This window comes from Microbacterium paraoxydans, assembly GCF_900105335.1.
Taxonomy (GTDB): Bacteria; Actinomycetota; Actinomycetes; order Actinomycetales; family Microbacteriaceae; genus Microbacterium; species Microbacterium paraoxydans.
The window spans coordinates 1,086,914-1,105,384 of the sequence record NZ_LT629770.1 but is presented as its reverse complement, the minus strand read 5'-3'; the positions used below and the strand labels follow the sequence as shown (position 1 = coordinate 1,105,384).

Below are 18,471 nucleotides of genomic sequence, written 5' to 3'. Positions count from 1 at the left end.
TCAGGAGACCCAGGCGAGGATGAGGATCATCGTGGCGAGGAAGCCGGCGATGTAGTTGAGCGCGATGAACCGGCGCCAGGCGCGGTTCGTGCCGGCCGAGGTCTCGTCGGTGACGTTCCACCACGGCGCGGCGTTGACGATGTAGGGCAGCGCCAGCACGGCGGCGAGCGGTCCGGGCCAGGGGGTCAGCAGCATCGCGGCGCCGGCGATCGTCCAGAGCACGAGGGACAGCCGGACGGTGGCCCTGGCTCCGATCACGGTCGCGATGGACGAGATGCCGCCCTCGCGATCGGGTCCGATGTCCTGCACGGCGCCGAAGGCGTGGGCCGCCATGCCCCAGAGGAAGAAGGCGACGAGGACGAGGACGGCGGTCGTCGTGACGGGGGCTCCGGCGAGGGAGAGGCCGACGAGGGCGGGGCTGACGAAGTGGGTGCTCGAGGTCACGGAGTCCAGGAAGGGACGCTCTTTGAAGCGCAGCGCCGGTGCCGAGTAGGCGAGGACGGCGAAGACGCTGACGGCGAGCCACAGCCAGGATGCCGGGGTACCGACCGCGAACAGGTACACGAGGAACGGCACGTTCGTGACCGCCGCCGCCCACAGCGTCGCGCGGTGGATCCGCGGGGACAGCAGGGCGCCCTCGATCCCGCCCTTGCGGGGGTTGGCCAGATCGGAGGCGTAGTCGAAGACGTCGTTGATGCCGTACATGGCGAGGTTGTACGGGACGAGGAAGTACAGCGTGCCGATCACGAACGTCGCGTCGATCTCCCTGGTGCTCAGCAGGTAGGCGGCGGCGAAGGGGAAGGCGGTGTTGATCCAGCTGATCGGTCGGGAGGAGAGCACGATCTGGGCGATGTCGCGGCCGAGGTCCCCGGTGCGGGACGTCTGATCGGTCATGCCTGCTCCTCCATCCGGGCGGCGGCGCGCGTCCGGGAGCGGCGCCCGCGGAGGGCGGTCCACAGCGCGGGGAGCAGCAGCACCCCGGCCAGCGGGTAGGCGAAGTCCTCGATCGGGGCGAGCCCGATGTGCAGGCCGGCGAGCGGGCCGGGCGCGTAGTGGAAGAGGCCGGTGGCGATCATGACGGTGTCGAACACGGCGGTCAGCACGAGGAGGGCGAGGGCTGTCAGCGCGAGCGCGCCGAGGTGCGGGGTACGGCGTGCGGCGACGCCGAGGGCGACCGCGGCGAGGGCGGCGACGGCGAGGAACACGGCGGACAGCTGCAGGTAGGTCATCGCGCCGCTCCTTGCGCCTGGGAAGTGCCATGGCGGCGCTCCAGGAGGCGCACCGCGCCGCCGTAGAGCACCATCGTGCACACGACGAGGAAGACGAGGAAGATCGGCTCTTCGAGAGGGAGTTCGGGAGCCAGGACGATGCCCGTGGCGATCGCCGCCTCGCCGCGGAAGAAGATCCCCGCCGCGATACCGGCCACATCCCAGACGAGGAAGAAGGCGAGGCCGACGGCGGTGACGACGGCCGCCGCCACGGCGTCGCGCCAGAAGAACAGGCGGAACCGCCAGTCCAGCAGGAGCATGCAGCCGAGGGAGACGAGCAGGGCGGCCAGATAGATCGCGCCCATCATGCCCGCTCCGCGCTCGTCGGCCGTGGGGCGGGCTCCGGCAGCGGACCGGGGGAGTGGTCGCCCCGGATGCGCTTGAGCACGATCTCGGCGCTGATGAGGCACATCGGCACGCCCACACCGGGGGCAGTGGTCGCTCCGGCGTAGTACAGCCCCTGCACGCGGCGGGAGGCGTTCTGCGCGCGGAACATGGCACTCTGCGAGAGGATGTGCGCGGGCCCGAGCATCCCGCCCCGCCAGGAGTGGTAGTCGTCGCGGAAGTCGGCAGGCCCCACGGTCTCCCGGACGACGATCCGCTCCCGAAGGTCGGGGATCCCCGCCCACGTCTCGATCATGTCGATCGCGGCGTCCGCGGCCTTCTCGACAGCCGCGGAGCCGGCGCCGTCGCTTCCCCCGTGCCCGAGATCGACGTCGGCCGGCACCGGCACCAGCACGAAGAGGTTCTCGTATCCGTCCGGCGCGACCTCGGCATCGGTGGCGCTGGGGCGGCAGACGTAGGTGGACGCCGGGCTGGGGACGGCAGGGGTGCGACCGAAGATCGCGTCGAAGTTCGCATCCCAGTCGTCGGTGAAGAAGAGCGAGTGATGGGGGAGCTCGGGCAGGGCGCCGCGGACGCCGAGCATCACGAGCACGCCGCCGGGCCCGCTCGTGCGCCGCGCCCACCAGGACTCCGGGTAGGACTGCAGCGTCGGGGGCAGCAGCGCCGTCTCCGTGTGGTGCAGATCGGCGCCGGAGACGACGATGTCCGCGTCCTCCACATGGTGGTGGCCGTCGCGGTCCGTCCAGCCGACCCCGGTCGCATGGGTCGCGCCGTCGGCATCCTGGGTGCGGATCCCGGTGACCTCCGCGCCGGTGACGATCCGGGCGCCGGCATCTTGGGCCAGCGCCGCCAACCGTTCGACGACGCGCCAGAAGCCGCCCTGCGGATACAGCACGCCCTGGTCGAGGTCGAGCGCGCTCATCAGGTGGTACATCGCCGGGGCCGTCCGGGGATCGGTGCCGAGGAAGACCGCGGGGTAGCCCAGGATCTGGCGCAGCACCGGGTTCCGGAAGCGGCGGGCGGCGAAGGCCTGGAGGCGCGTGCCGAGCAGCGAGAAGAGCCGAGGGAGCGCGCGCACCACCTCGGGCGCGGCCAGCGTCCTGGTCCTGGTGAACGGGTTGTAGAGGAAGTACCTCCTCGCCATCGCCCCGGCATCGTGGGCGGAGGCGAGGTAGGTGCCGAGCGCGGCAGCGGAGCCGGGTTCCATCGACTCGAACAGCGCCGAGACGGCGTCCCGTCCGGCGGGCACCGTGACCGGAGCGTCGCCGGACTCGGGGGAGCGGAAGACGCGGTACCCCGGGTCGAGCAGGGTCAGATCGAGCTGCTCCTCGGTGCTCGTGCCCATCATCGCGAAGTAGTGGTCGAACACCTCGGGCATGAGGTACCACGAGGGGCCGGAGTCGAATCGGAAGCCATCGCGCTCGATGGTGCCCGCCCGTCCGCCGACGCGGTCGTTCTTCTCCAGCACCACGACGTCGTGGCCGTCGCGTGCGAGCAGCCCGGCCGTGGCCAGGCCGGCCACCCCCGCGCCGATGATGACGACGCGGCTCATCGGTCCCGCTCCAGGCTCGTGACGACGACGGCACGCGCGGCGAGCAGCGCCTTGATCGGATCCGGCACGCGGACCCGCCGGCGGTACAGCTCCGCGGCCGGCGTCCGCGCGACCTTCCGGGTCAGGGCGGCGAAGAGGGCGAGGGCGCTGCGTACCGCGGCACGCGCGTCCTTCGGGAGCAGCGGGATCGCTGCTCTCGCGTCGGCGAGCTGACGGTGGACCGTGTCGACCCAGGCGTCGCGGTCGGCATCGGTGAGACGAGCTGAGCCGCCGAGGTAGCCGCGCTGCAGGCGGTCGGTGTCGTCGGCCAGATCGCGGAGGAAGTTCACGTTCTGGAACGCGGCTCCCAGCCGCCGAGCCCCGCGCTCGAGGATGTCGAGCTCGGCCGGCGTCCGCGTGGCGTCGCGGAGGAAGACCCGCAGGCACATGAGGCCCACGACCTCCGCCGACCCGTAGACGTAGGCGGCGTGCGCGTCGGCGTCGTAGGCCGTGAAGCCGGAGTCACCGGCGATGTCGGCGCGCATCGAGTCGAAGAACGGCCGCGTGAGCTCCTCGCCGATCCCGCACGCGCGCGCCGTCCGCGCGAACGCGTGCAGGATGAGGTCGCTGCTGTAGCCGGTCCGCATCGCCCGATGCGTCTCCGCGATGTACGAGTCCAGGGCGGTCGCCTGGGCGCCCGCGTCGAGCCCGGCCTCCGCGGCGACACCGTCGACGATCTCGTCGGCGATGCGCACCATGGCGTAGATGTTGCGGACGTGCTGACGGTGGCGTCGACCGAGGAGGCGAGTGGCCAGGCCGAATGATGTCGAATAGGTGCGGATCACGTCGGAGGTCGCGATCTCGGCGGTGCGGCTGAAGCGGCGCAGCGCCGCGTCGTCGCGATGCTCGGCGGGGGTCGCGGTCATCGGCTGCGGCCCTCGATCCGGTCGGCGAGCGCGAGGACGACGCGCCCCGCGTCGGCGGAGAGCGTGCCCGCCTCCTCCGCTTCCGCGAGGACTGTCGAGACGGCGGTCAGCTGCTCCTCCACGAGTCCGCGGACGAAGCCCTCCGCACCGCACTCGCGGAGGCGGTCGCGCATCTCCGCCGCGTCGTCGATGCTGAGGTCGGTGGCCCCGAATCGCAGTTCGATGCCGGGCCAGTGGCTGGTCATCCGCGCGTAGGCGATGATCGCGGTCTCCTTGCCCTCGCGGAGGTCGGAGTAGGGGTCCTTGCCGTGCGCGTCCGGGTCTCCGAACACGGACAGCAGGTCGTCCTGGAGCTGGTAGGCGAGCCCGAGGTGGCCGCCGATCTCGGTCAGCTGCTCCTCGGCTGCCGTCGACGCCCCCGACAGGATGGCCGCCGCGCGGAGGGGGAGGACGAACGAATAGGCGGCCGTCTTCGACGCGCTCGTGGAGAGGATGGTGCGGAGGTCGGCCGCGATGATGCCGTCGCTGAGGGCCACGTCCGAGTGCTCGCCAGCGACGGTCTCGAACACCGTCGTCTCGAGGAGGGCGAGGAGCCGCTCCCGTCGCGCGGCGGGGATGTCGGCGCGGGCGAACCCGAGCACGGCACTGGACAGGAGGAGGTCTCCGAGGAGGATGGCGCTCGACCGGCCCCAGTGCAGGGCCGCCTCGCCACCGGCGTCGGGGCGACGGGAGACGAGGGAGCCGATGAGGTTGGGGCGGCGGCGGCGCGTGAGGTCGCCGTCGATCACGTCGTCGTGCAGGAGGAACGCGAAGTGCAGGAGCTCGACATGAGCGGCCACGTCGATCGCCCGCGCGGTGTCCTTCGCCGTGAGGGGAGCCGCGGTGAGTGCGGACAGCAGGTCCATGAGCATGCGCGGACGCAGGAGCTTCCCGCCGAGGGCGTGCTCTGCCGCCGTGTGCCACAGCGCGGCGAACTCCGCCCCGTAGTGCTCGGCGGCGACCGTGCGCTCGGCGAAGCGTCGTCGCAGCACCGCCTCGATGCGGGTGCCGAGGTCTTCCTCTGTCACGGTGACGGCCATGGCTCAGACCTCTCCGTGTCGTCGGAGGAGCGGGAGCTGCTCCGCGAGCCAGGGGCTGAAGGCGAAGGGGGTGCGGATGACCGCGGCGAGCAGGTCGTCCACATCGACCCATTCCCATTCCGCCACCTCGTCGGGATTCGCGGCGGGCTGCCCGTCGATCACGGCGACGTGCACCGGGCAGATCTCGTTCTCCACGATGCCGCTCGCGTCCACGGCGCGGTAGCGGTAGTCGGGGAGCGCGAGCCGGACGTCGCTGACCTGGACCCCCAGTTCCTCGGAGCCGCGTCGGCGCACCGCCTCGATCATGTCCTCGCCGGGCTGCGGGTGACCGCAGAAGCTGTTGGTCCAGACACCTGGCCACGTGCGCTTGCCGAGGGCGCGACGGGTGACGAGCAGGCGTCCCTCTCGATCCTGCACGTAGCAGGAGAAGGCGAGGTGGAGGGGCGTGTCGGTCGTGTGGACTTCGCTCTTCGGCAGGATGCCGACGGCAGTCCCGTCTTCGGCGAGGAGTGTGACGTTGTCCATGGCGCCCTCTCGTCTTTTAGCTAACCTGGCGAAATATCAACTTAGCATGAAGCTGTTGGTGTGTAACATGATCGCATGCACTCCGAGCCCCGCACCACCCCGGTCGCCGAGGCGCCGGCGACCGCGGGGCCGGACGACCTGACCCATGGCGCGATCTACGACGTCGAGGCCAGCGATCCGCGCAGCACGATCATCGACCGCTCCGGCGTCGCGCCGGAGGATCTGCGGCAGATCGCTCGCGTCATGGAGGCGCTCGGCGGATTGCGCGACGCCGAGCAGCGGCTGTCGCAGGCGTCGCGCCGGTACATGCAGCTGAACGAGACCGACATGCGGGCGCTGCACTATCTGATCGTGTGCGCGAATCGGTCGCTGGTGGCGACCCCCAGCGGGATCGCCCATCACCTCGGGGTCTCGACCGCGGCGACGACGAAGCTGCTCGACCGGCTCGAGAAGGGCGGGCACATCCGGCGCTCGCCGCATCCCACCGACCGACGAGCCCTCGCGATCACGATCACTCCGGAGACCAGGCACGCCGCGATGGAGACGGTCGGGCGGCAGCAGGCCAAGCGCTTCTACGCGGCCGCGCGGTTGTCGGCGGCGGAGCGCGATGTGGTGATCCGGTTCCTCCAGGACATGACGGAGGAGATCACCCTGCGTGACGAGCCGTGGGCCACGCAGGGCGTACACGAAGATCCCGCCCGACCGTGAGGTGGGGCGGGACCGGATCAATGAGCGGCGCGGTACGCGTCGAGGATGGGGGCCGGAACTCGTCCCCGCTCCGAGAGCGTGTACCCGTTCTCCTTCGCCCAGGCGCGGATAGCCGCGACCTCGGGGTTGCGTGAGGGCCGCTTCCGCGACGAGGCGGAGGACGAGGAGCGCCCTCCGCCGGTGGACGCACCGGATCCCGCCCGACGCCCGGCCGTGATGTACGGCTCGAGGGCCTGACGCAATTCCTCGGCGTGCGCGGAATTCAGATCGATCTCGTAGGAGGTGCCGTTCAGCGAGAAATGCACGGTCTCGCCTTCTCCGACCTCCAGGACGGTGCCGTCGATATCGTCGACCAGCTGGTGCACAATTCGTCTCGCCATGACGGCGACTTTATCGCGGCGGCGGGAATGCGCACAACAAAGGCCGCTCCTTCATGGCCCCGTATGACGCGGTCGTGGAGAATGCCGATTCAGGGAAGCAGGCCCGCGCGACGTGCTTTGGTCACGGCGGCATGCCGCGTCGACGCGTCCAATTTCGACATCGCGGTGCCGAGATAGGCCTTGACGGTGCCTTCCCGCAGACCGAGGTGCGCGGCGATCTCCGCATTCGTCGATCCGAGGGCGGCGCACGCGAGGACGTCGGTCTCGCGCGGGGAGAGGTGGATGACGGGGACGGGACCGGTCGTCGTCGGGAGGTCGTCACCGGCGAGGGTCAGCAGTCGGCGCTCGACCTGCGCCAGCCGCGCGCGGATGCCGGCGTCGTCCACGGTGGCGGCGATGCTGCGCAGCTCGGCGAAGCTCTCCCGCAACTCCTCGCGCTGGGCCGGCGCGACCGTTGCGGGCGACGGGGACGCGGCCCGCAGACGGCGCTGCACCTCGTCCCGGATGCGCAGCTCATCGGCGACGGATTGGGCGACCTGCATCGCCGGTGCCGTCGTCACGCCGCCGATCCTCTCCTCGGCCCAGGCGCCGGCATAGAGCACGCCGCGCGGGCGCCCCTGGACGACGATCGGCAGGGCGAGCAGCGTCCGCAGGCCTTCGCCGAGCACGAAGACGTCGTAGTCGTGGGTGATCTGGCGGGAGGAGCCGTAGTCGCTCGTCATCCGCGGGCGCAGCTCCATCATCGCCCGCCCGCCGAGGCCGCGCTCGGGGCGCACGCGGAGCCCGTCGAGAGCACGCGTGCGGGCACCGACGATGCTCGTGACGCTCACGACGCCCTCTTCGATCAGCCCGCCGAACGCGACGGGGAAGCGCGTGCGCCGCGCGAGCTCGCGCACCGCGTTGGCGACGAGCTCCGCCTCGGATTCGACGGTGATCGGAGAGCTCACGAATACCTACTTTCGGGGGTGACGGCACCGTTCCCCGTTTCGTAGCGTCGACCCTACCACTCGGGCGGCGACAGCCGCGCGTGCAGCGGACATGTGGCAAGGAGGCCCCATGAGCGAACAGGTTCCGACCCCTCAGAACGGTGCGATCGATTACGTCGCCGTCGAGCAATCCCCTCGATTCCTGCGATTGAAACGGACGCAGCGCTCTTTCATCTTCCCCCTCGCCGCGTTCTTCCTCGTGTGGTATTTCGTCTACGTGCTGCTGGCGGCATTCGCCCGCGATTTCATGGCGCAGCGCGTCTGGGGGGATATCACCGTGGGGCTGCTGTTCGGGCTCGGACAGTTCGTGACGACATTCGCCATCACGATGGCGTATGTCGCATTCGCGAATAGGAAGCTCGACCCGCTGGCATCGGAGATCCGCGAAGAACTCGAGAAGGCGCAGGCGGACGCATGACCATCATCCGCACGGCCACCGAGGATGTGGCACTCGACATCAATCCGGTGTTCAACATCTCGATCTTCCTCGCCTTCGTCGCGGTGACGTTGTTCATCGTCATCCGCGCCAGTCGGAACAACAAGACGGCCGCTGACTACTACGCAGCTGGTCGTTCCTTCACCGGGCCCCAGAACGGATTCGCGATCGCCGGCGACTATCTCTCCGCCGCGTCGTTCCTCGGCATCTGCGGCGCCATCGCGATCAACGGGTACGACGGATTCCTCTACTCCATCGGATTCCTCGTCGCCTGGCTGGTGGCGCTGCTGCTCGTGGCGGAGCTCATGCGCAACACCGGCAAGTTCACGATGGCGGACGTGCTCTCGTTCCGCTTGAAGCAGCGCCCGGTGCGGATGGCGGCGGCGATCACCACGCTCGCGGTCTGCTTCTTCTATCTCCTCGCGCAGATGGCGGGGGCGGGCGGCCTCGTGTCCCTGCTGCTCGGGATCGACGGGCGCGTCGGGCAGTCGGTCGTCATCGCCGTCGTCGGCATCCTCATGATCGTCTACGTGCTCATCGGCGGCATGAAGGGCACCACCTGGGTGCAGATCGTCAAGGCGGTGCTCCTCATCGGCGGTGCCCTGGCGATGACCATCTGGGTCCTCGCGATCAACGGCTTCAGCCTGAACACCCTCCTGGAGGCAGCGGTGGCCAACTCCGACAAGGGTGAGGCGGTCCTGGCGCCCGGTCTGCAGTACGGCGCCAACCCGTGGGACTTCCTGTCGCTGGGCATGGCCCTCGTGCTCGGCACTGCGGGTCTGCCGCACGTGCTCATGCGTTTCTACACCGTGCCGACGGCCAAGGAGGCACGGCGTTCGGTGGTGTGGGCGATCTGGCTGATCGGCGGGTTCTACCTGCTCACGCTGGTGCTCGGTTACGGAGCCGGTGCGCTCGTCGGGGCCGATGTGATCGCCGCGGCACCCGGGGGAGTGAACTCCGCTGCGCCGCTGCTGGCGTTGAAGCTCGGCGGTCCGGTGCTCCTCGGGTTCATCTCCGCGGTGGCGTTCGCCACGATCCTCGCGGTCGTCGCCGGACTCACCATCACCGCGGCGGCGTCGTTCGCCCACGACATCTACGCGAACGTCATCCAGAAGGGGCGCAAGGACGCCTCGGGGAAGCCGGTCGAGGCTGATCCCAACGGCGAGGTGCGGGTCGCTCGCCGGACCGTGATCGTCATCGGCATCCTCGCGATCGTCGGCGGCATCGGGGCGCAGGGGCAGAACATCGCGTTCCTCGTCGCGCTCGCCTTCGCGGTCGCGGCATCGGCCAATCTGCCGACGATCCTCTACTCGCTGTTCTGGCGCCGGTTCACGACGCGGGGCGCGGTGTGGAGCATGTACGGCGGGCTCGGTTCGGCGATCATCCTCATCATCCTGTCGCCCGTGTTCTCCGGCACGCCGACGTCGATGATCCCGGGGATCGACATCGCCGTCTGGCCCTTGAACAACCCGGGCATCGTGTCCATACCGCTCGGGTTCGCGCTCGGCTGGCTCGGGACCGTCACCAGCACGCGGCGCGAGTCTCCCGAGCTGGCGGCCGAGATGGAGGTGCGCTCGCTCACCGGCTTCGGCGCGGAGAAGGCCGTCGACCACTGACGCGACCTCCTCGGGTGCGGGCCCGGCGGCCTACTCGCCGGGCCCGCGCCCCAGGAGCGGGATTCATCGGGACTCGAGGTCCAGAAGGAAGCGCTTCCGTTCCGGATGGCCGCCGTAGTGCCCCGCGGAGCCGTCGGATCGCACGACCCGGTGCACGGGTACGATGATCGAGAACGGCGTGAGGCGGCACGCCGTCCCGACGGCGCGCGCGGCCCCCGGGTGGCCGGCGAGCACCGCGACCTCCCCGTAGCTCAGGGTCTGGCCCCAGGGGATGTCGCACACGGTGTGCAGCGCCGCCCGGTGGAAACCGTCCACGAGGCGCCAGTCGAGGCGGACGCGCTCGTCGAAGCGCACGGGCTCGCCGTCGAAGTAGGCATCGAGGAGCGGGACGAGCTCGTCGGCGGCGCCGGGCTCGGGCTCCGGGACGGCACCGAGCTGCCGCGACACGCTCTCGAGCAGCCACGGCACCTGCGGGTCTGCGGACTCGGAGAGGTCGAAGCGCACGATGCCCTCGTCGGAGAAGACCGCGAGGGCATCGCCGAAGGGCGTCGGAGCGAAGTCATAGCGGAAAGTCATGTCCCCATCCTGACCGGCCCGCTCGACACGAGAGAACCGGTCGCCGGCCCGGTCGCGCGTTCCGTGGACAACGTGAGCGCACGACCGTCCGGGGAGGAGCAGTCCGAGCGGGCGTCGTACCGGCTGTTTTTCACCGGAAACCCGCCGTGGATACCGATCTCCGGCGGTGTCGCGCCTAGGGTGTGAGTGTGTGGCGACGGGAAAGCAGGTCTGCGAACAGCACAGCGGTGGACAACGCTGTGTCCCTCGGCGACCTGCACGACTCGTCCACCGGAGTCGGCATCGCGCACGCCGCCGAGGCCGAGCGCACGCGCCTGCGGGCCGAAGCCGCCGATCTGGGCGGTCCTTCGCCGCTGAGCAGCTTCCGCGACGGGCCGGAATCCGGCATCGACATCTCCAAGGCGCACCCGGGCAGCCTCCCGCAGTTCATCACCGGCAAGTCGACGCTGCTGTCCAACCTCTTCCGCGACGAGGTGGGCCTGCGTACCGCGCGGCTGGCCGCCGAGCGGATCACGGCCAAGAACACCGAGCTGCGCACGGTCCGGGGGATCGAAGCCGTGCACCTCGCCGTCGGTGTCGCGCGGTGGCGCATCGGCGGGGCGACCTTCGCCGCCCCTGTCCTGCTGCGACCCCTCGCCATCCGCCGCCATCACACGGACTTCGAGCTCAAGCTGCAGGGCGCCTTCGAGGTGAATCCGGAGCTCGTCCGGGTCGCCCGCGAGCACTTCGGGCTGTCGCTCGACGCCACAGCCCTCGCGGCGCTCGCCTACGACGGCGGCATCTTCAAGCCGCAGCCGGTGATCGACAGCCTTCGCGGTCTCACCCGATCGATCGAGACGTTCTCCGTCGAGCCTCGACTCGTCGTCTCCACCTTCGCCGACGTCGCGGGTGCCATGGCCCAGGACGGCGGCACCCTCGACCACCCGGTCCTCAACGCCCTCGGCGGCCACGTCGGCGATCGCGAGCAGGTCACGGCACCCAGGGCCGTTCCTCACCACATCGGCCCCGACGACCGCGCGCCCGCCTCGGACACGCTCCTCCTCGACGCCGATGCCGAGCAGGAGGCGGTGCTGGCCCGCATCACCGCCGGTCACTCCCTCACCGTGGCGACGCTGCCGGGCACCGGCGGCACGCAGACCGTCATCAACGCGCTGGGCGAGCTCGTCCGTGCCGGCAAGAAGGTGCTCGTCGTCTCGGCGCGCCGGTCGACGCTCGACGGCGTGCGCCACCGCCTCGCCGGCATCGGCCTCGACAGCCTCGCGGTGTCCCCGGCGAGCCTGCGCCGCGACCTCGTCCGGGCGATCGGCAGGAACGAGAAGGCGACCGCGCCCAAGGTGAGCGAGGTCGACGACGCGCTCGTGCGGCTGCGCACGGTGCTCCGCGACTACCGCGACGCTCTGACCGTCCCGATCCCCGGCCTCGACGCCTCCGTCCTGGACGCGACCAGGCACCTCACCCGCCTCGCGTCGCTGCCGGTCCCGCCGTCGACCACGGCCCGCCTGAGTGTGGACGCCCTGCGCCGGCTCGCGAAGGACCGCAGGGACGCGGCCGCCGCCCTGGCGCACGCCGCGCGGCTCGGCGAGTTCCGCGTCGGCCCGAACGATTCGCCCTGGTACGGCGTGACCTTCGGCAGCACCGAGGCCGCCCGCGCCGCCCACGAGCTCGCCGGGCGCCTCCATGCCGTCAGCGTGCCCGCCCTGCTGGAGCGCGGCTACGAGCTCATCGCGCAGACGCACATGCGACCGTTCTCGACGATCGACGAGCTCGGCGACTACCTCGAGCTGCTGCAGGGCATCCGCGACACCCTGGACCGGTTCAGCCCGACGGTGTTCGAGCGTCCGCTCGGGGAGCTCATCCAGGCGCACGGCTCGCGCCGGGACGCGCCCGGGATGTCCGGAGCCAACCGTCGCCGCCTCCGCCGTCTCGCCAAGGAGTACGTCCGCCCCGGCGTGCACGTGACGGAGATGCACGAGGCGCTGCTGCGCATCCAGACCCAGCGCACGCAGTGGCAGCGCTACGTCGACGCGGGCGTCGCGCCGGAGATCCCGCTCGGCCTCGCCGACGTGTTCGCCTCCTGGCAGCGGGTGGAGGCCGAGCTGGCCGAGCTGGATGCCGCTCTCGGCCGCCGCGAGCCGCTGTCCTCGCTGCCGGTCGCGCGACTCGTGCGCATGCTCGCGGGCCTCGCGGCGAAGTCCGACGTCTTCGAGAACCTCGTCGAGCGCGCGCAGCTGCGTGACAAGCTCGCCCTCCTCGGCCTGGAGCCGCTGCTGACCGAGCTCTCGGTGCGCCACGTCTCCGAAGCCCGGGTGGGGGACGAGCTCGAGTTCGCCTGGTGGCAGTCCCTTCTCGAGCGCGCGCTGCAGGACAACCGGGCGCTGCTCGGAGCGAACACGGCCGTGGTCGACCGCCTCGAGCGCGACTTCCGGCTGGTGGACGAGGCGCACGCGGCGATGGCGGGACCGCTGCTCGCCTGGCAACTCGCGAACCAGTGGCGCATCGCCATCGTCGACGAGCCCGAGCAGTCGCAGAACCTGCGCCGGGCCCTCACGCAGTCCGCGACGACGGCCGCCGAGGTCGTCAGCGCCGCACCGACGCTCGTCGACGTCCTGGCTCCGGTCTGGATCTCGTCGCCCTACCTCGTCCCGGAGATCCCGGACGCGGTGGAGTTCGACACCGTGCTCCTCGTCGACGCCGCGGCCATCAACCTCGCCGAGGCGGCCCCGGCGATCCGCCGTGCCCGGCAGGTCGTCGCCTTCGGAGACCCGGTCACGCAGCGGCCCTCTCCCTTCCGCATCGCGGTCGACCCCGCGGAGGACTGGGAGGAGGAGGTCCCGTTCGACGAGGTCTCCGTCTTCGAGCGGCTGTCCGAGCTGTTCCCCGTGATGACGCTGACCCGGAGCTACCGTGCCGGCGGCGAGGATCTCGCGGAGCTCATCAACGACGCGTTCTACGGCGGCGAGATCGTCTCCCTTCCGTGGGCGGGGTCGTACCTCGGCCGCGGCAGCCTCACCGTCGACTACGTCGAAGGCGGCACCGGGACGCCCGATCCCGTGTCCGGCGCCGTCGAGAGCCCGGACGCCGAGGTCGCCCGCGTCGTCACGCTCGTCGTCGAGCACGCCGTGCACCGCCCGACGGAGTCGCTCATGGTGGTCACCGCCAGCACGCGTCACGCGGAGCGCGTGCGGGCCGCCGTGACCGCCGCCTTCGCCGGCCGTTCCGACGTCGCCGACTTCGTCGCCCGCGACACCGCGGAGCCGTTCGCCGTGCTCACGCTCGAGGAGTCCGTCGCCGAGAGCCGCGACCGTGTCATCTTCTCGCTCGGCTTCGGGCTCACCAAGCACGGCCGCGTCCTCAGCGACTTCGGCGACCTGTCCACGCCGGACGGCGAGCGGCTGCTGACCGTCGGGATGACCCGGGCGCGGCGTTCCATGGTGATCGTCTCGTCCATCCGCCCCTCGGCCTTCGACGACGGGCGTCTCGAGCACGGCGCGGCTACGCTCATGTCGATCCTCGGCGGTCTCGCGGCCCGCGCCCGCGACGCGCGCCTGGAGGATCTGGCCGACCCGCTCACGCTCGCGCTGGCCAGGGAGCTCCGGCGTCTCGGGGCCTCCGTCGACGTCGACTACCGAGGGCTCCTGCCGCTCGTGGCGCAGCACAATGGCAAGGCCGTCGTGATCGAGTCCGATCCGGAGTCCCGGGGGGAGTCCCTGCGCGAGACGCTCCGGCTGCGCCCGCATGTGCTCCGCCGCCTCGGCTGGCACTACGTCCGCGTCCACGCGTTCGACCTCTACAGCGACCCGCGCACCGTGGCGTCCCGGATCGCGACGGTGCTCGGCATCTCGGAGTCGGCCCCGCGCGCGGAGAACGACACGCAGCCCCTCGACCTCGGCGACCACCGGAATGACTGACGGCCGTGACGAGCCGCGTCAGCGGGTCGTCCGGGTGCCGGGCTCCCGGCGGGCGCGCCTGACGCCGGTCGAGGGCAGCGACCCGGCGCCGGAGGTCCCGGAGGGCCAGGCGCCGCGCCGGTCGGCCCCGGGTGACCCGAAGGGGCCCAATGACGACCAGCTCCTCCGCGACGTGCCTCCGCACTACTGAGGCGGCCGCACCCGGAACGAGAAAGACCCACGGCCCTCCGAGGAGAGCCGTGGGTCGTGAGCGCGGTGCGGTCAGACGCCGCGCGGACCCTGCTGGGTCTTGAGCAGATCGCGGATCTCGACGAGCAGCTCCGCCTCGGTCGCGGCGGCCGGCTCTTCCTCCGGCTCCTCGGCGGGCGTGCCCTTGCGTGCCTCGACGTGCGCCTTGAAGGTGTTCATCGGCAGCACGAAGACGAAATAGACGACCGCGGCGACCGCGAGGAAGCTGATGATCGCCGAGATCAGGTCGCCGATCGGGAAGACGACCTCTTCGCCGTAGATGTTGGTGACAGGGATGCCGAAGTTCCCGGCCGCATCGGCCTTGAGGAAGAGCGCGATGAGCGGGTTGATGATGCTGTTCACCACGGCCGTCACGACGGCCGTGAAGGCGGTGCCGATGACGACCGCGACGGCCAGATCGATGACGTTCCCGCGGAGCAGGAAGTCCTTGAATCCTTTGAGCATGGAAACCCCCAAGTCGACTGGGCCTCAGTTCGAGGCGGGAGTCGACGCAGCAGCCGGTTTGGCGCTCGTCGTCGAATCCGACTTCGATGATGCCGAAGCATCCTTCGAACCCCCGGATTTGGCGCGCGAGTCCGTGCGATAGAAGCCGGAGCCGTTGAAGGTCACGCCGATCGAGCCGTACTGCTTGCGCAGCGCGCCACCGCACTCGGGGCAGACCGTGAGCGCGTCGTCGGAGAAGCTCTGGACGGCGTCGAACTGGTGCCCGCACGCGGTGCAGGCATAGGCGTAGGTGGGCATGGCGGTCCTTGCGGGTCAGCGTCGCCGAGGCGACAGATGCAGCGTCTGCGACGGGGTCACGATGCCGTCGACCGGCTGGTCGTGCACCTCGCGCGGCAGTTCGTCGAGTACCTCGGAATCATAGATCACCGCGTACACCGGAGGGCATTTCTCCATGGAGCCGATGGTCTTGTCGAAGTAGCCGCGGCCCCAGCCCATGCGCATCCCCGAAAGGTCGACGGCGGCGGCGGGGACGATCATCAGATCGACGTCGTTCACCGCGATCGGCCCGAGCACCTCGCCGGTGGGCTCGGGCAGCCCGTGGAGGCCTTCCGCGATCTCGTCGGTGTCGTCGGCGACCGCCCAGTCCAGCAGTCCGTCGGAGCGGGTGACCGGGAGGAGGACCCGGATCCCGCGGCGGACCGCGCGGGTGACGAACTCCCTGGTGCCCGGCTCCGTGGTGGTGGAGAGGAAGCAGGAGACGGAGCGGGCGCCGAGCTCGTCGACGAGGGCGTCCAGCCGTTCGCCGATCGCCGTGGCAGCGGCTTCGCGCTGCGGATCGGACAGAAGCTGACGCCGCTCGCGCAGCTCCGCGCGGAGGGCTCGCTTGGCGTGCTCGACGTCGTTAGCCATGGTCCGAGTCTAGGGCGGCCCCCACCGGTAGGCTGTGGGAATGGCTCACGAGAAGATCAAGGCTGTCATTCCCGCTGCCGGGTTGGGGACACGATTCCTGCCCGCGACGAAGGCGATGCCGAAGGAGATGCTCCCCGTCGTCGACAAGCCGGCGATCCAGTACGTCGTCGAGGAGGCGGCGAACGCCGGGATCGAGGACATCCTCGTGATCATCGGGCGCAACAAGAACGCGATCTCCAACCACTTCGACTCCGTGCCGGAGCTCGAGGTGAAGCTCATGGAGAAGGGCGACACGGGTCGCCTGGAGCGCGTGATGAAGTCGAGCGACCTCGCCGACATCCACTTCGTCCGCCAGGGCGAGCCCAAGGGTCTCGGCCACGCCGTGCTCCGCGCTCGGACGCACGTCGGCGACAGCTCGTTCGCGGTGCTGCTCGGCGACGACCTCATCGATGAGCGCGACCCGCTGCTCACGGAGATGATCGCGGAGCACGAGCGCACGGGCGCCGCCGTCATCGCCCTCATGGAGGTCGACCCGGACAGCATCCACATGTACGGGGCCGCCGCCGTCGAGCCGATCGAGGGGTCGGACGCCGTTCGTGTCACGGGCCTCGTCGAGAAGCCCGCGAAGGAGGACGCCCCGTCCAACCTCGCGATCATCGGACGCTACGTGCTCCCCGCATCGGTCTTCGAGATCCTCGAGCGGACCGAGCCCGGCAAGGGCGGAGAGATCCAGCTCACCGACGCGCTGCAGGAGCTCGCGACGGCGGACGGCGGTCCCGGCGTGGTCGGCGTCGTCTTCGGAGGCCGCCGCTACGACACCGGCGACCGCGTGGACTACATCAAGGCGATCGTGCAGCTCGCGGCCGACCGCGACGACCTGGGCTCGGAGCTGCGCCCCTGGCTCAAGGACTTCGCGGAGCGCCTCTAGGCGCCTCGCGGTCGTCGGAGGTGCGGCGTGGAGCTGTCGACGGGGATGCGGCACGGACCGGTCGAGCTGCGTCTGATCCGGACGAAGGACGCGCGGCCTCTGCAGCAGGAGCTGCTCGCGAACCGCGCGTGGCTGCAGCCGTGGGAGGCGACGATCCCGCACGGGGCGGTCTCCTTCGACATGCGGGTCAGCATCCGTCGGCTGCTCCAGCAGTACCGGGACGGCGGCGGCTACCCGTTCGTCATGGAGTACGACGGTGAGGTCGCCGGGCAGCTGAACGTCTGGGGTGTCGCCCGGGGCTCGCTGTGCTCGGCGACGATCGGGTACTGGGTGAGTGAGCGCTTCGCGGGGCGGGGGATCACCCCGACCGCGGTCGCGCTCGCCACGGACGCCTGCTTCACGGAGTACGGGCTGCATCGGATGGAGATCTGCATCCGGCCCGAGAACGCCGCGAGCCTTCGCGTGGTCCAGAAGCTCGGCTTCCGGTACGAGGGGCTGCGCCGGCGATACATCCACATCGACGGGGACTGGCGCGACCACTATGCCTTCGCCCTCACGCAGGAGGAGGTCCCTCAGGGCGTACTCGCCCGGTGGATCCACGGACAGGTGCCGCCGCACGCGGCGACGATCCCGCCGGCGGACCGCATCAGCCTCTGACATCGCCCGTTGCGGAAGGACACGCCGCGACACGCGCCCCGACTGCACGGCGCGGCCGGTCCGCCGCCGTTACCGTTGTCCTATGGACGGGCCGGTGCTGAGCGGGGGAGTGATCGTGCTCGTCGCCGTGCTCCTGTGGATGCTGTACCTGCTGCCCTCTTGGCGCGGGCGCTTCCAGTACAACGCGGCCGAGCGGAACGCCGTGCGGCTCAATCAGGCGCTGCGGATCCTCGCCGAGACGAGCGAGACGCCCAGCGAGGTGCACATGGAGCTCAATGCCCGTACCGTCGTGGCCCAGCAGAAGCTCGCGAAGCGGCTGCAGGCCCAGCGGGAAGCCGCGGAGCTCGAGGCCCTCCGCCAGGAACTCGCCGCCACGCGGGCCGATCCCGTGGTCCGTCGCGCCCGGGCCCGCCGACGCGTGCGCCTGACGGCGACCGGCGCGCTCGTCCTCGGCCTCGTCGCTGTCGGGCTCGGCATCTGGCAGCTCCTGGCCACCGGGGGAGCGGTGCTCCTCTGGAGCGGCGGGGTGGCAGCCCTCATCGCCACCATCGTCCTGCAGCGGATGGCCGCGGTCGCTGTGCGCGCTGCCCGACGTCCGCAGCCCGCGGCCGTCGAGACCGTCGCGGAGAGGGTCGCTCCGACCCTGCATGACCAGGGGCCCGCCACCTGGACCCCGCGTCCGCTCCCGGAGCCGATGGTGTCGGTGTCGGGATCGCGCGCCCAGGCGGCTCGCGCCGAGATCGATGCACAGGAGGAGCGCCGCAAGGCCGCTCGGGTCGCCGCGCTCCGTGCCCGCGCCGAGGAGATGGCGCCGGCAGCGCCCGTCAGCCTCCCGGCAGCTCCGGCGGCATCGGCGGCAGCGGCGGAATCCCCGTACGCCCGCATGGGCTTCGTCGACGACGCGGAGATCGAGGCGCACGTGCGCCAGCTCCTCCAGCGTCGGGCAGCCGGATGACCGTCGCGGTGAGCGCGGGTCTTCTCCGCTGACGCCTCCGTGCCG

The 18,471-nt window shown here is 70.9% G+C and carries 21 protein-coding genes; 8 read left to right on the top strand and 13 right to left on the bottom strand.

Annotated elements, in window-relative coordinates; translation table 11 throughout:
- Genes BLU02_RS05530 through idi form a run of 7 tightly spaced genes read right to left on the bottom strand, consistent with a single transcriptional unit; the run spans window position 1 to window position 5,674 of the window.
- Window positions 1-894, bottom strand: a complete 894-nt coding sequence (locus tag BLU02_RS05530; RefSeq protein ID WP_060921793.1) for a prenyltransferase — start codon at window positions 892-894, stop codon at window positions 1-3.
- Window positions 891-1,229, bottom strand: coding sequence for a lycopene cyclase domain-containing protein (locus BLU02_RS05525; protein ID WP_060921792.1), 339 nt, complete (start codon window positions 1,227-1,229; stop codon window positions 891-893). The genes BLU02_RS05530 and BLU02_RS05525 overlap by 4 nt, the downstream gene beginning before the upstream one ends.
- On the bottom strand, window positions 1,226-1,573 hold the full coding sequence (locus BLU02_RS05520) for a lycopene cyclase domain-containing protein (RefSeq protein WP_060921791.1): 348 nt from the start codon (window positions 1,571-1,573) through the stop codon (window positions 1,226-1,228). Before BLU02_RS05520 ends, BLU02_RS05525 begins: the two co-directional genes overlap by 4 nt.
- Complete coding sequence (gene crtI, locus BLU02_RS05515) at window positions 1,573-3,165, bottom strand: phytoene desaturase family protein (RefSeq protein ID WP_060921790.1); 1,593 nt, start codon at window positions 3,163-3,165, stop codon at window positions 1,573-1,575. The genes BLU02_RS05520 and crtI overlap by 1 nt, the downstream gene beginning before the upstream one ends.
- The gene (locus BLU02_RS05510) at window positions 3,162-4,070 is read right to left on the bottom strand and encodes a phytoene/squalene synthase family protein (RefSeq protein ID WP_060921789.1); all 909 of its coding nucleotides are present in this window, start codon (window positions 4,068-4,070) and stop codon (window positions 3,162-3,164) included. Before BLU02_RS05510 ends, crtI begins: the two co-directional genes overlap by 4 nt.
- Window positions 4,067-5,149, bottom strand: a complete 1,083-nt coding sequence (locus tag BLU02_RS05505) for a polyprenyl synthetase family protein (protein ID WP_060921788.1) — start codon at window positions 5,147-5,149, stop codon at window positions 4,067-4,069. Before BLU02_RS05505 ends, BLU02_RS05510 begins: the two co-directional genes overlap by 4 nt.
- 3 nt (window positions 5,150-5,152) lie before the next feature.
- Entirely contained in the window at window positions 5,153-5,674 is a 522-nt protein-coding gene (idi, locus tag BLU02_RS05500; RefSeq protein ID WP_060921787.1) for an isopentenyl-diphosphate Delta-isomerase, read from the bottom strand.
- Between the two features lie 75 nt (window positions 5,675-5,749).
- On the opposite strand from idi, the gene BLU02_RS05495 reads away from it, so the two are divergent.
- Window positions 5,750-6,382 (top strand): MarR family winged helix-turn-helix transcriptional regulator, encoded by a 633-nt coding sequence (locus tag BLU02_RS05495; RefSeq protein ID WP_082750006.1) that lies wholly within the window; start codon window positions 5,750-5,752, stop codon window positions 6,380-6,382.
- A gap of 17 nt (window positions 6,383-6,399) precedes the next feature.
- Here the strand turns inward: BLU02_RS05495 and BLU02_RS05490 are convergent, their stop codons facing one another.
- On the bottom strand, window positions 6,400-6,762 hold the full coding sequence (locus BLU02_RS05490; RefSeq protein WP_060921786.1) for a histone-like nucleoid-structuring protein Lsr2: 363 nt from the start codon (window positions 6,760-6,762) through the stop codon (window positions 6,400-6,402).
- An 89-nt stretch (window positions 6,763-6,851) separates the two neighbouring features.
- Complete coding sequence (locus tag BLU02_RS05485) at window positions 6,852-7,709, bottom strand: LuxR C-terminal-related transcriptional regulator (RefSeq protein ID WP_060921785.1); 858 nt, start codon at window positions 7,707-7,709, stop codon at window positions 6,852-6,854.
- Between the two features lie 109 nt (window positions 7,710-7,818).
- Between BLU02_RS05485 and BLU02_RS05480 the strand changes: the two genes are divergently transcribed.
- Both BLU02_RS05480 and BLU02_RS05475 read left to right on the top strand, forming a co-directional pair.
- The gene (locus BLU02_RS05480; RefSeq protein WP_060921784.1) at window positions 7,819-8,166 is read left to right on the top strand and encodes a DUF485 domain-containing protein; all 348 of its coding nucleotides are present in this window, start codon (window positions 7,819-7,821) and stop codon (window positions 8,164-8,166) included.
- Window positions 8,163-9,800, top strand: coding sequence for a monocarboxylic acid transporter (locus BLU02_RS05475; RefSeq protein WP_060921783.1), 1,638 nt, complete (start codon window positions 8,163-8,165; stop codon window positions 9,798-9,800). Before BLU02_RS05480 ends, BLU02_RS05475 begins: the two co-directional genes overlap by 4 nt.
- Window positions 9,801-9,863: 63 nt before the next feature.
- Here the strand turns inward: BLU02_RS05475 and BLU02_RS05470 are convergent, their stop codons facing one another.
- Window positions 9,864-10,376, bottom strand: a complete 513-nt coding sequence (locus tag BLU02_RS05470) for a methylated-DNA--[protein]-cysteine S-methyltransferase (protein WP_060921782.1) — start codon at window positions 10,374-10,376, stop codon at window positions 9,864-9,866.
- A 227-nt stretch (window positions 10,377-10,603) separates the two neighbouring features.
- Here BLU02_RS05470 and BLU02_RS05465 point away from each other — a divergent pair, with 227 nt between their 5' ends.
- Both BLU02_RS05465 and BLU02_RS05460 read left to right on the top strand, forming a co-directional pair.
- Window positions 10,604-14,284 carry an ATP-binding protein gene (locus BLU02_RS05465; RefSeq protein ID WP_060921781.1) on the top strand — a complete coding sequence of 1,227 codons (3,681 nt, stop codon included), beginning with the start codon at window positions 10,604-10,606 and terminating at the stop codon, window positions 14,282-14,284.
- Entirely contained in the window at window positions 14,277-14,474 is a 198-nt protein-coding gene (locus BLU02_RS05460; RefSeq protein WP_060921780.1) for a hypothetical protein, read from the top strand. The genes BLU02_RS05465 and BLU02_RS05460 overlap by 8 nt, the downstream gene beginning before the upstream one ends.
- A gap of 71 nt (window positions 14,475-14,545) precedes the next feature.
- On the opposite strand, the gene mscL is transcribed toward BLU02_RS05460, so the two are convergent.
- Genes mscL through BLU02_RS05445 form a run of 3 tightly spaced genes read right to left on the bottom strand, consistent with a single transcriptional unit; the run spans window position 14,546 to window position 15,886 of the window.
- Window positions 14,546-14,977: a large conductance mechanosensitive channel protein MscL gene (mscL, locus tag BLU02_RS05455; protein ID WP_060921779.1), complete on the bottom strand. Its 432-nt coding sequence runs from the start codon at window positions 14,975-14,977 to the stop codon at window positions 14,546-14,548.
- 24 nt (window positions 14,978-15,001) lie between these two features.
- Complete coding sequence (locus BLU02_RS05450) at window positions 15,002-15,274, bottom strand: FmdB family zinc ribbon protein (RefSeq protein ID WP_025105556.1); 273 nt, start codon at window positions 15,272-15,274, stop codon at window positions 15,002-15,004.
- Window positions 15,275-15,289: 15 nt separating this feature from the next.
- On the bottom strand, window positions 15,290-15,886 hold the full coding sequence (locus BLU02_RS05445) for a 5-formyltetrahydrofolate cyclo-ligase (protein WP_060921778.1): 597 nt from the start codon (window positions 15,884-15,886) through the stop codon (window positions 15,290-15,292).
- Window positions 15,887-15,926: 40 nt separating this feature from the next.
- Between BLU02_RS05445 and galU the strand changes: the two genes are divergently transcribed.
- From galU to BLU02_RS05430, 3 genes are all read left to right on the top strand, one after another.
- On the top strand, window positions 15,927-16,814 hold the full coding sequence (gene galU / locus BLU02_RS05440; RefSeq protein WP_060921777.1) for a UTP--glucose-1-phosphate uridylyltransferase GalU: 888 nt from the start codon (window positions 15,927-15,929) through the stop codon (window positions 16,812-16,814).
- Between the two features lie 45 nt (window positions 16,815-16,859).
- Window positions 16,860-17,471, top strand: a complete 612-nt coding sequence (locus BLU02_RS05435) for a GNAT family N-acetyltransferase (RefSeq protein ID WP_060921801.1) — start codon at window positions 16,860-16,862, stop codon at window positions 17,469-17,471.
- A gap of 82 nt (window positions 17,472-17,553) precedes the next feature.
- Window positions 17,554-18,426 carry a hypothetical protein gene (locus tag BLU02_RS05430; RefSeq protein WP_060921776.1) on the top strand — a complete coding sequence of 291 codons (873 nt, stop codon included), beginning with the start codon at window positions 17,554-17,556 and terminating at the stop codon, window positions 18,424-18,426.
- Window positions 18,427-18,471 lie beyond the last annotated feature (45 nt).